Genomic DNA, 11,503 nt, shown 5'->3' on the forward strand with positions numbered 1-11,503 from the left:
TCACCGCTGCGCCCCGCGCCCGCCAGGGGACCGCTCGTCACCGGAGTCCGGCAGATCGAGCGCTGTGGCGGTGATCCGGTTCGCCATGCCGTTGAAGACGATGCCGTGGAAGGGCAGGACGGCGAACCAGTAGAGGCGCCCCGCGAGGCCCTGCGGGAAGAACACTGCGCGCTGCGTGTAGAGCGACCCGCCGCCCTCCGCGGGCTCCGCGCGCATCTCGAGCCACGCTCCGCCCGGCACCTTCATCTCGGCGCGGAGGCGGAGCAGCGTGGGCCGCTCGATCGCCTCGACCCGCCAGAAGTCGAGCGCGTCGCCCGCGTGCAGGCGCTCGGAGTCGCGGCGCCCGCGCTGGAGCCCCACTCCCCCGACGAGCTTGTCCATCCACCCGCGGATCGCCCAGGCGAGCGGGAAGGAGTACCAGCCGTTGGTGCCGCCGATGCCCTCGATGACCCGCCACAGCTTCGCCGGGTCGGCGTCGGTGCGGCGCTCCTTGCGGTCGACGTAGACGGTGTGCCCGGCCCACTCGGGGTCGCTCGGCAGCGGATCGCTCGGGGCGCCCGAGACCTCGGCGTTCTGCCAGCTCGTCTCGATCTCGCCGGCCTGCATCTTGCCCAGCGCCAGCCGCACCGAGCGCCGGTAGGGCGTGAGCCCGCCCTCGGGATCGGGGATGAGCGAGCGGATGTCCTGCTCCCGCACGATGCAGTCGTACTGCAGGGAGGCGATGATCGGCACCGCCAGCGAGCGCGGGATCGGCGTCACGAGGTTGACCCACTGCGACGCGAGCCACGGGGTGAAGACGGGGAGGGAGGCGATCGGCCGCTGCGGCAGCCCCGCCTCGACCGCGTAGCCGTTCATCATCTGCCCGTAGCGGAGCACGTCCGGACCGCCGATGTCGAAGGTGCGGTTGAGCGTGCGGTCCTCGAGCGAGGCCGAGCCGATGAGGTAGTGCAGCACGTCACGCACGGCGATCGGCTGGATGAAGTTGCGCACCCACTGCGGGGCGGGCATGTAGGGGAGGATGTCCGTCAGATGGCGCACCATCTCGAAGGACGTCGAGCCGGAGCCGATGATCACACCGGCCTGGAGCGCGATGGTCGGCACGCCCGACTCCATCAGGATCCGGCCGACCTCGGCCCGCGAGCGCAGGTGCTTCGACAGCTCCTGGCCCTCGGGGTGCAGACCGCCGAGGTAGACGATGCGGTCGACGCCGGCGGCGAGGGCGGCCTCGGCGACGTTCGTCGCCGCCCTGCTCTCGATCTCCTCGAACTTGGCGTGGTCGGCTCCCGAGCCCATCGAGTGGACGAGGTAGTAGAGGACCGAGACGCCCTCGAACGCGGCGGTCAGCGACTCCGCATCGCCCAGATCGCCCTGGGCGACCTCGACCTGCTCGGACCACGGCACCTCGGCGAGCTTGCGCGGATCCCGGACGAGGACCCGCACGCGGAAGCCCGCTTCCAGCAGGCGCGGGGTGAGCCGGCCGCCGATGTAGCCGGTCGCACCGGTGACGAGCGCCAGCGGGCGCGACGGATCGGAGGAGGATTCGCTCATGTCGGCCACCGTACGCCGATGCCCTGGGCGCCTCCCCCGCTGGTGCGGGCGGTCCTGCGCTGCTAGGACTCGCCGAGGACCGTGCGGACGCGGCTCACGTCGTCGTTCATCTGCCGGATGAGCGGCTCGACGCCCTCGTACGCGACCATGCCGCGGATCCGCGAGACGAAGGCGACATCGACGATCCGGTCGTAGAGGTCGAGCGTCTGATCGAGCACGAACGCCTCGACCTGCTTGGGCGGGACCCCGATGAAGGTGGGGTTGCTCCCCACGGAGATCGCGGCGGGGTAGGTGCGCCCCTCGACGCTCAGGCGCCCGGCGTAGACGCCGTCGGCGGGGATCAGGCCCTGCGACTCCGGCGACAGGTTCGCCGTCGGGAAGCCCAGCTCCCGCCCTCGCTTGGCCCCGTGCACGACGACGCCGCGGACGACCGGCTCGTGACCGAGCAGGCGGGTGGCGTGCTCCACGTCGCCTTCGGCGAGCAGGTCGCGGATCCAGGTGGAGGAGACGCGGCGGCCGTGCTCGGGCCGCACGTCGTCGATGAGCTCGACCTCGAAGCCGTGCTCGGCGCCGAGCGCCCGGAGCAGGTCGATGCCGCCGGCACCCCGGGCCCCGAACCGGAAGTCGGAGCCGACGAGCACGACGCGCGCCTCGAGCGCGTCGACCAGGATCTGCTGCACGAACTCCTCGGGCGAGAGCGAGCGGAACTCCTCGTCGAAGGTGAGCAGCAGCGTCGCGTCCACGCCCGTGCCGGCGAGCAGCTCCAGCTTCTGCTCGTTGCCGACGAGCGCGGGCGGGCACTTCTCGGGGGCGATCACGCTCAGCGGGTTGCGGTCGAAGGTCACGACGACGGCGGCGAGTCCGCGCTCGCGCGCTCGTTCGTGCAGCGTGCCGATCACGGCGCGGTGCCCGGAGTGGACCCCGTCGAACTTGCCGATCGTCACCGCGGAGGGGCCGATCCCCGCGAGGTCCTGCGCTCGCGTCTCGACGCGCATCAGAGGGCGCTCCTGCGGCCCTGCACGCGGAGCCACCAGAGACCCAGGACCGGGAGGACGAGCGGGATCAGCAGGTAGCCCGCTCCGAACGCCGACCACACGGTCGACTGGCGGCCGAAGGGGTCGACGCTCGTCAGGCCGAGCAGCTCGGGTGCGAGGACGCTGATCGCTCCGACGACGAGGACGCCGACGAGCTCGAAGGTGATGGTGACCCACGCCACCCGCTGCCAGAACGCCCCGCGCGCGACGAGCGCCACGGTCGCGACGATGTAGACGAGGGCCGAGAGGGCCGAGAGCGAGAACGCGAGCGGGGCCTCGTCGAAGCGGTCGATGATCTGGAAGACCGAGCGGCCGGTCGCGGCCAGAGCGAGGATCCCGTAGACCGTGACGAGCAGGCTGCCGACCCCCCTCGAGCGGGTGGAGCGGACGGGTCGGGACGGCCGGTTCGGGGTGGAGGCGCCCCGATCCTCGGCCTCGCTGGAGTGTGTGGACATCGCAGAGTCAATGCTAGGCGCTCGGAGCCGGGCGTCGGCCCGGACTGCTCACGCGACCTGGACGAACCAGATCTGGTGCATGCGGTACACCATGACCGCGATCGAGAGGCAGGCTGCTCCGAGGATCACCGTGCTCCACCGGGTGCGCTCGATCAGGGCCCAGAAGCCGGCCGCGAGCGGCAGCAGGAGCGCCGAGATCAGGTAGATGTAGTACTCCGGCAGACTGCCGGAGGGGTTGTTGCCGATCAGCGGCGAGACGATCGCGACGGCCAGCTGCACGATCAGCAGGAGCTCGACGATCGCGGTCGCGCCGACCGACACGTCGGACGGGCGGCGGTTCAGGAGCCCGAGGATCAGGCAGAGCAGTCCCGCCGCGACGGCGACCGCCACCTGTACGATGGTGAACCACTCGATCACGGCGCGACCGCCCGCACGTCCTCCGTCGGGAAGTTGACGACGCTCTTGAGCACCGAGCCGCGGCGCTCGGCGAGCCCGATGAGCCTCTCCCCCGGGGCGACGGCGGCCAGCAGTCCCGTGGAGTCGCGCAGCTCCTCCGGGACCGCGATCCGCTTGCCGTTCGCCAGGTCCGCGGAGGACTGCGCGTCCAGCCGCAGCAGCGGGAAGAGCTCGGCCGCCACCGAGGTCGGCGTGAGCAGAGCGGTCGGGACGTCCAGCTCGTCGATCTCGCCGGCCGCGGCGACCCCGAACGGGCCGACGGCCGTGCGGCGCAGCGCGGTGAGGTGCCCCCCGACTCCGAGCACGGCGCCGAGGTCGCGGGCGAGGGCGCGGATGTACGTGCCGGACGAGCAGGTGACCCGGACGTCGAGGTCGAGGAAGCCGTCGACCTCGCGGCGGGCGAGGACGTCGAAGGCGCTCACGGTGACGGGACGCGCGGGGATCACGACCTCCTCGCCGTCGCGGGCGCGGGCGTAGGCGCGGCGCCCGTCGATCTTGATCGCGCTGACCGAGCTCGGGACCTGCTCGATCGCGCCCGTGAGCCCCGCGATCCCGGCGTCGACGGCCTTCTCGCCGATCGCGGCGACCGCGGCGGGCGGCGCGCTCTCGAGCACGTCGCCCTCGCGGTCGTCCGTCGTGGTGGAGGCGCCGAGGCGGATCGTCGCCTCGTACTCCTTGTCGAGGCCCACGAGGTACGTGAGCAGTCGGGTCGACGGACCCAGGCCCAGGATCATCAGGCCGGTCGCCATCGGGTCGAGCGTGCCGGCGTGACCCACCTTGCGCGTGCCGGCGCGGCGCCGGGTCCGCGAGACGAGGTCGTGGCTGGTGATGCCACCGGGCTTGTCCAGCAGGAGGATCCCGTTCGGGGCCGTCACCGGAGGAGTGGGGGTCGCGAACACGGGTGCGAGGATACACGCGCCGGTCGGGAGCGAGCCGCGGGAGCAGGCGGCGACCGCGCCGTCCTAGGCTGGTCGGATGAGGATCGCAGTACTCGGGACGGGCGCCGTCGGCGGAACGATCGCCGCCCTCCTCGACCGGGCCGGGCACGACGTCGAGGCGACCGCCCGAGGAGCGCACCTCACCGCGATCCGGCGCTCCGGCATCCGCCTCGACGGGGCGTGGGGCGAGCACGCCGCGTGGGTCAGGACGGGCGAGACGCTCGACCTGGTCCCGGACGTCGCCTTCCTCTGCACGAAGGCCCAGGACGCCGAGGACGCGCTGCGCGCGAATCGCCGCACGGTCGACGGCGCGCTGATCGTGGTCGTGCAGAACGGCCTCGACGGGCTGCAGGCCGCCGCCCGCCAGGTGCGCGACGCCTCCCTCGTGGGAGCACTCGCCCTCTTCGCCGCCAGCCACCTCGAGCCGGGGCGCGTCACCGTCACCGCACCCGCGACGACGACACTCGGAGTCCCCGGCAGACCGGCCGACGACGAGGTGCGGCGCGCCGCCGCCGTCCTCGGCGAGGCGGTACCCGTCGCGGTCACCGACGACTTCCTCGGCGCTCAGTGGACCAAGCTCCTCATCAACGAGGTCAACGCCCTGCCCGCGATCACCGGGCTCTCGGTGCAGGAGACGATCGCCGAGCCGCGTCTGCGCCGACTGCTCGCCCGCGCGATGAAGGAGGCGGCCCGCACCGGCCTCGCCTCCGGGGTCCGCTTCGGCGCTCTGCAGGGACTCTCGGACACCGCGGTCCGCGCTCTCGCGGCCGCTCCCCTCCCGGTGGTCGAGCTCCTGCCCCGGCGGATGGCGAAGGGCATGGGCGACGTGCCGAACCCCGGGTCCACGCTCCAGAGCATCCGCCGCGGCGTGCCCAGCGAGATCGACCACCTCGCGGGGGCCGTCGTGCGCACCGCGCACCGGCTCGGCCGGGAGGCCCCGGTCAACCAGCTCCTCGTCGAGCTCGTGCACGAGGTGGAGCGCTCGGGCGCGTTCCTCGCTCCCGACGAGGTGGCCCGGCGGGCCTCGGCCGTCTGACGTCGGGCCGGCTCAGCAGGAGTCGGCGAAGACGCGGCGCGGGTGCTCCGGATCGCGGACGTCGATCAGCACCGGCGCGAGCCGGCGCGGATCCGTGCTCGCCCGGTAGGCGGGGTCGACCGGCGGCTCCTGGGTGTCGAGCCGGATGCCGAGGTTCCACGCTCCGCGCAGCTCCGGGCGCAACGCAAACTCGCCGTCGACGAGGAGCACCGCGTCGCGGCCCGCCGTGCGCCAGCGCGGCTGCCTCGGCTCGTCCCGCACGGAGTCGAAGGCCGCGAGCACGAAGCCGGTGCTGCCGCCGAGCTTGAACGGGTCGAGCAGCACGCGCCGCAGGAGCTCGTAGTCGTAGCGCAGGCGGTAGGCGCGCTCCTCCTCCGGCACGGAGGCGTCCTCCCGCTCCGCCCGCGCCCGCTGGAAGTCGCTCAGGTGCGCGACGAACGCACCGTGGCCCGCCCGGGCGAGAGCCGCCGCGAGGTCGTCCGCGAAGGACGCCGAGACCACGGGATCGTCGCTGTCGATCGCGACGGCGACGCGACCCCTGGCGTAGTTGTGCAGCACCTCCGCCGCGAGCGCGTCGAGCACATCGACCTTCTGCGGAGCCCACTTCGTCATCCGTCCACGATACGCGGCAGCGCCTACGCTGGTCGGATGCCCGCCGCATTCGCCCCCGCGATCGTCGAGTGGTTCCGCCGCGACGCCCGCGACCTGCCGTGGCGCCGGGAGGGCTTCCCCGCCTGGGGGACCCTCGTCAGCGAGTTCATGCTCCAGCAGACGCCGGTCGTCCGCGTGATCCCCCGCCTGGACGAATGGCTCCGCCGGTGGCCGACGCCCGCCGACCTCGCGGCCGTGCCCTCTGGCGAGGCCGTCCGCGCCTGGCAGTCGCTCGGCTACCCGCGCCGCGCCCTCCGACTGCACGCGTGCGCCGTCGCGATCGCCGACGAGCACGGCAACGTCGTGCCCAAGGACGTCGACGCGCTCCTCGCCCTCCCCGGGGTCGGCGACTACACCGCGCGCGCCGTCGCCGTCTTCGCCTACGGCCGTCGCCATCCCGTCGTGGACACGAACGTGAGGCGGGTGATCGCCCGGGCCGTCGCCGGATCCGGCGAGCCCGGTCCGCCGCGCACCAACCCGGATCTCGCGGCCATGGAGGCGCTGCTGCCCGACGACGTCACCGAGTCGGCCGTCTTCAACGCCGGGATGATGGAGCTCGGCGCGATCGTCTGCACCGCACGCTCCCCGCGCTGCGACGTCTGCCCGATCCGCGACTCCTGCCGCTGGCGCGCGGAGGGCTACCCGGCCTACGACGGGCCCGTGAAGGCGCGCCAGAAGAGGTTCGAGGGGTCGGACCGGCAGGTCCGCGGCCTGGTGCTCGCGGAGCTCAGGGCGTCGCACGGTCCCGTCACCGAGGCGGAGGTGCGCTCGCTCTGGCCGGACGCCGAGCAGCTCGACCGGGCTCTCGCCGGGCTCCTCGCCGACGGTCTGGCGACGGGCACTCCCGAGGACGGCTACCTCCTCCCGCACGCGTGAGCCGAGGGCGGGCGTCGGAGGACACGGGTAGCGTGGCGCCGTGACCCGCCGCCGTCTCCGCCTCCCCCGCCCCGACTCCGACGTCGATCGCGCGCTGGCCGCCGTCCGAGCCGAGAACGACCTGCCGGGCGATTTCCCCGCGGACGCCCTGGCGGAAGCCGCGGCGGCCGACCGCACGGCCGACGACGACGGCCGGATCGATCTCACGGCGATCCCGTTCGTCACGATCGACCCGCCCGGCTCCCTCGACCTCGATCAGGCGCTCCACCTCGAGGAGTCCCCCGGCGGCGCCGTCCTCCGCTACGCGATCGCCGACGTCCCCGCCGTCGTCCGGCCCGGGGGCGCCCTCGACGCCGAGACGCGCCGCCGCACGCAGACCTACTACCTGCCCGACGGCAGGATCCCCCTGCATCCCGACGTGCTCTCGGAGGGAGCCGCGTCCCTGCTCCCCGAGCAGCGGCGCCGCGCCCTGGTCTGGACCCTCGAGCTCGGATCGGACGCCGAGCCTCGCTCCGTCCGCGTCGAGCGCGCCCTGGTCGCCAGCGTCGCGCGCCTGGACTACGCGGGGGTGCAGCGCGACGCCGGGAACGGCGCCCTGCATCCCTCGATCGCCCTGCTGCCCTGGTTCGGCCGCGAGCGCCGGGCACGCGAGTCGGAGCGGGGCGGCGCGAGCCTGACGCTGCCCGAGGAGGAGATCGTCGCCGACGACGGCCGCTACCGCGTCGAGCGCCGCGCACCCCTCGAGTCCGAGGACTGGAACGCGCAGGTGTCGCTCCTGACGGGCATGGCCGCCGCGACGATGATGCTCGACGCCGGAGTGGGGATCCTCCGCACGATGCCGCCCGCGGACGCCGAGACGCTCGCCGCCTTCCGCGCCCGCACCGAGCTCCTCGGAGCCCCGTGGCACGCCGGCGAGTCCTACGGCGACTACCTGCGCCGCCTCGACACGGGCGATCCCGCCCAGCTGGCCGTCATGCACTCCGCCGCGTCGCTGTTCCGCGGCGCCGGCTACACCGCCTTCGACGGCAGCCCACCGGAGCAGCCGGAGCAGGCCGCTCTCGCCGCCCCGTACGCCCACGTCACCGCGCCGTTGCGCCGCCTCGTCGACCGGTTCGGCCTGGCCGTCTGCCTCGCCGTCAGCCGCGGCGAGGAGCCGCCGCAGTGGCTCCGTGAGGCACTGCCGGGGATCCCGGCGCTCATGGCCGCCGGCGACCGCCGCTCCGGAGCGGTGAACCGAGCGGCGACCGCCGTCGTCGAGGCGGCGGTCCTCCGCGGCCTCGAGGGCTCGGTCTTCTCGGGCGTCGTCGTCTCGACCAGCCGGACGCGCTCGTCGGTGCAGCTCCTCGAGCCCGAGGTCACCGTCGACGTGCAGGCCCCGCTCACGCCGGGAGCCCGTGTCGACGTCGTCCTGGAATCGGTCGAGGTCGCCACGGGCTCCGCGGTCTTCCGTGCTCTGGATCAGTCCTCGTCGTCGTCCTCACGAGGCTTGACGTAGGGGTCCTCGTCGCCGGCGTAACTCGCGCCGGCCGCAAGCGTCTGCACCTGCGAGTCCTGTGTGCGCGCTGCGACGAGCAGGTCCTCGATGTGCTTCGCGTTCTCGGGGACCGCGTCGAGGATGAACTCGAGCGACGGGGTCAGGCGCGACGTGATGTTCTTGCCCACCTCCGTCCGCAGCATGCCGGTCGCCGCTTTCAGAGCGGCGGCCGAGTCGGTGCGCTCCTCATCGGTGCCGTAGACGGTGTAGAACACCGACGCGTGCTGGAGGTCGCCCGTCACCTGGACGTCCGTGATGGTGACGAAGCCGAGCCGCGGGTCGCGGATGCCGCGCTCGAGCCGCTTGGCGACGATCACCTTGATCCTGTCGGCGAGCTTCCTCGCCCGTGCCGGATCTGCCATAGCTGGTCCCACCTCTCTCTCGACGGGCCGTCGGGCCCGTCCTCTGATTATTCTCCCGCCTCCGGGACGCGCCCCAGGCTTGACTGCCCGGAGCGGGGTTCGAGGGGGACGTCGCAGACGGAACGCCTCGCCGCACCTCCCTTCCCGCGCACCTGCGGTGCGCCCGCCAGACCCGAGCCGGGAGGCGCGACGAGGCGTTCCGCCCGCTCCTCCGTTCGGAGTGGGTGCACCGCCTCGCACGACCGCTCGACCCGGAGCCGACCGACCTGGAGGAGTGCACCCACCGGAGTGGAGGGGCGACGGCGTCCTCTTCGCGTGCCCGGCTCGGGTCTGGCGGGCGCCCTCAGGGCGCGGGAAGAGCGCGCGAAGAGGATGCCGCCGTCCCGACCGGGCCCGAGGCCGACCGGAAGGACCCCCTTCAACGACGGAGGAGGCCCGGGGCGAACCCCGGACCTCCTCTGCGTGTCGGATCAGCCTCGCGGCTTCTCCTTCATCTCGATCGTCTCGATCTCGTCGCCGATCTGGATGTCGTTGTACTTGCCGAGACCGATACCGGCCTCGAAGTCCGTACGGACCTCCGTGACGTCGTCCTTGAAGCGACGCAGCGACTCGATGGCGAGGTTGTCGCCCACCACGACGCCGTCGCGGATGACGCGCGCCTTCGAGTTGCGGGTGATCGTGCCGGAGCGGACGATGACACCCGCGATGTTGCCGAACTTCGAGGAGCGGAACACCTCGCGGATCTCGGCGACACCCGACTGGACCTCTTCGAACTCGGGCTTGAGCATGCCCTTGAGCGAGTTCTCGACCTCTTCGATCGCGTTGTAGATGACCGAGTAGAAGCGGATGTCCACTCCCTCTCGAGCAGCGCGCTCGCGGGCCTTCGGGTCGGGGCGGACGTTGAAGCCCACGATGATCGCGTTGTCGATCGTCGCGAGGTTGACGTCCGACTCCGTGATCGCACCGACACCGCGGTGGATGATGCGCAGCTGCACCGAGTCGTCGACCTCGATCTTGACGAGCGACTCCTCCAGCGCCTCGACGGCACCGGACACGTCGCCCTTGATGATGAGGTTGAGCGACTCGACCTTGCCCTCTTCGAGAGCACGGGTGAAGTCCTCGAGCGAGATGCGCTTGCGGGCCTTGGCCAGCAGGGCGTTGCGCTGAGCGGCTTCGCGCTTCTCGGCGATCTGGCGCGCGGTGCGGTCCTCCTCGGTGACGAGGAAGGTGTCACCGGCCCGGGGCACGGACGAGAGTCCCTGCACCTGGACCGGACGCGACGGCACGGCCTCGAGGACGGCGTTGCCGTTCTCGTCCGCCATCGCACGGACGCGGCCGTAGGCCGTTCCGGCGACGATCGCGTCTCCGACGCGCAGCGTTCCCGACTGGATGAGCACGGTCGCGACCGCGCCGCGTCCCTTGTCGAGCTTCGCCTCGATGGCGACGCCGCGTGCCTCCTTGTTGGGGTTGGCGCGCAGGTCGAGACCGGCGTCCGCGGTGAGCAGCACGGCGTCCAGGAGGTCCTGGATGCCGGTGCCGGCACGAGCCGACACGTCGACGAACATGACGTCTCCGCCGTACTCCTCCGCGACCAGTCCGAACTCGGTGAGCTGCTGGCGCACCTTGGCCGGGTTGGCGTCGGGCTTGTCCACCTTGTTGACCGCGACCACGATCGGCACGTTGGCCGCCTGGGCGTGGTTCAGCGCCTCGATGGTCTGCGGCATGATGCCGTCGTCCGCCGCGACCACGAGGATCGCGATGTCCGTGACCTGGGCACCGCGGGCTCGCATGGCGGTGAACGCCTCGTGACCCGGGGTGTCGATGAAGGTGATCGGGCGCTCGATGCCCTCGTGCTCCGCGACGACCTGGTACGCACCGATGTGCTGCGTGATGCCGCCCGCCTCGCCGGCGACGACGTTGGCGTTGCGGATCGCGTCGAGCAGGCGCGTCTTTCCGTGGTCGACGTGACCCATGACGGTGACGACGGGGGGACGGATCTCGAGGTCCTCGTCCGTCTCGTCGTCGAGCTCCTGCTCGAGGTCGAGACCGAAGCCCTCGAGGAGCTCCTTGTCCTCGTCCTCGGGCGAGACGACCTGGATCTTGAAGCCGAGCTCCCCGCCGAGCACCTCGAAGGTGGCCTCGTCGAGCGACTCGGTCGCCGTCGCCATCTCGCCGAGGGCGAAGAGGACGGTGACCAGGTTGCCGGGGGGCACCGGCACGCCGGTCATCGCCTCGATCTTGTCGGCGAAGTCCGAGATCGACGCGCCGCGGCGCAGACGGATGACCGTCTTGCCGTCGCCGCGGGGGACGCTGACGCCGCCGAGCGACGGGGCCTCCCTGAGCTCGAACTCCTGACGCTTCGTGCGCTTGGACTTCCGGGCCTTGCTCTTGCCGCCACCGCGGCCGAAGGCACCTGCGGTGCCGCCGCCGGGTCCGCGGCCACGACCGCCGCCGCCACCGGGACGCGGGGCGAAGCCGCCGCCGGCACCGGGGGCGCCGCCGCCGGGACGCTGGAAGCCGCCGCCTGCGGGGCGACCGGCTCCACCGGGACGACCGGCTCCTCCGCCGGGACCGCCCGGACGCTGGCCGAAGCCCGCGGGGCGCTGACCCATG

General features: G+C 72.7%; 11 protein-coding genes. 3 read left to right on the forward strand and 8 right to left on the reverse strand.

The window, feature by feature from the left end; translation table 11 throughout:
• The 5 genes from IOC53_RS01040 to truB form a co-directional block, all read right to left on the reverse strand.
• Window positions 1–1,548, reverse strand: a complete 1,548-nt coding sequence (locus tag IOC53_RS01040; protein WP_207402522.1) for an SDR family oxidoreductase — start codon at window positions 1,546–1,548, stop codon at window positions 1–3.
• Window positions 1,549–1,610: 62 nt separating this feature from the next.
• Window positions 1,611–2,543, reverse strand: a complete 933-nt coding sequence (locus tag IOC53_RS01045; RefSeq protein WP_207402523.1) for a bifunctional riboflavin kinase/FAD synthetase — start codon at window positions 2,541–2,543, stop codon at window positions 1,611–1,613.
• Window positions 2,543–3,037 carry a hypothetical protein gene (locus IOC53_RS01050; RefSeq protein WP_242682616.1) on the reverse strand — a complete coding sequence of 165 codons (495 nt, stop codon included), beginning with the start codon at window positions 3,035–3,037 and terminating at the stop codon, window positions 2,543–2,545. The genes IOC53_RS01045 and IOC53_RS01050 overlap by 1 nt, the downstream gene beginning before the upstream one ends.
• 48 nt (window positions 3,038–3,085) lie before the next feature.
• The gene (locus IOC53_RS01055) at window positions 3,086–3,454 is read right to left on the reverse strand and encodes a hypothetical protein (protein ID WP_207402524.1); all 369 of its coding nucleotides are present in this window, start codon (window positions 3,452–3,454) and stop codon (window positions 3,086–3,088) included.
• On the reverse strand, window positions 3,451–4,392 hold the full coding sequence (gene truB / locus IOC53_RS01060; RefSeq protein ID WP_307786014.1) for a tRNA pseudouridine(55) synthase TruB: 942 nt from the start codon (window positions 4,390–4,392) through the stop codon (window positions 3,451–3,453). Before truB ends, IOC53_RS01055 begins: the two co-directional genes overlap by 4 nt.
• Window positions 4,393–4,468: 76 nt before the next feature.
• Between truB and IOC53_RS01065 the strand changes: the two genes are divergently transcribed.
• Window positions 4,469–5,467, forward strand: coding sequence for a ketopantoate reductase family protein (locus tag IOC53_RS01065; protein WP_207402525.1), 999 nt, complete (start codon window positions 4,469–4,471; stop codon window positions 5,465–5,467).
• Window positions 5,468–5,479: 12 nt separating this feature from the next.
• Here IOC53_RS01065 and IOC53_RS01070 read toward each other — a convergent pair whose 3' ends face one another.
• A complete protein-coding gene (locus IOC53_RS01070) occupies window positions 5,480–6,079 on the reverse strand; it encodes a hypothetical protein (protein ID WP_207402526.1) in 600 nt (199 codons plus the stop codon).
• 36 nt (window positions 6,080–6,115) lie between these two features.
• Between IOC53_RS01070 and IOC53_RS01075 the strand changes: the two genes are divergently transcribed.
• Both IOC53_RS01075 and IOC53_RS01080 read left to right on the forward strand, forming a co-directional pair.
• The gene (locus IOC53_RS01075) at window positions 6,116–6,994 is read left to right on the forward strand and encodes an A/G-specific adenine glycosylase (RefSeq protein WP_207402527.1); all 879 of its coding nucleotides are present in this window, start codon (window positions 6,116–6,118) and stop codon (window positions 6,992–6,994) included.
• A 40-nt stretch (window positions 6,995–7,034) separates the two neighbouring features.
• The gene (locus IOC53_RS01080; protein ID WP_207402528.1) at window positions 7,035–8,489 is read left to right on the forward strand and encodes an RNB domain-containing ribonuclease; all 1,455 of its coding nucleotides are present in this window, start codon (window positions 7,035–7,037) and stop codon (window positions 8,487–8,489) included.
• Here the strand turns inward: IOC53_RS01080 and rbfA are convergent.
• A complete protein-coding gene (gene rbfA / locus IOC53_RS01085; protein ID WP_207402529.1) occupies window positions 8,453–8,890 on the reverse strand; it encodes a 30S ribosome-binding factor RbfA in 438 nt (145 codons plus the stop codon). The genes IOC53_RS01080 and rbfA overlap by 37 nt on opposite strands.
• Before the next feature lie 470 nt (window positions 8,891–9,360).
• A partial coding sequence (gene infB / locus IOC53_RS01090) for a translation initiation factor IF-2 (protein ID WP_207402530.1) occupies window positions 9,361–11,503 on the reverse strand: 2,143 nt, incomplete at its 5' end.

This window comes from Rathayibacter sp. SD072 (assembly GCF_017355185.1).
Taxonomy (GTDB): domain Bacteria; phylum Actinomycetota; class Actinomycetes; order Actinomycetales; family Microbacteriaceae; genus Rathayibacter.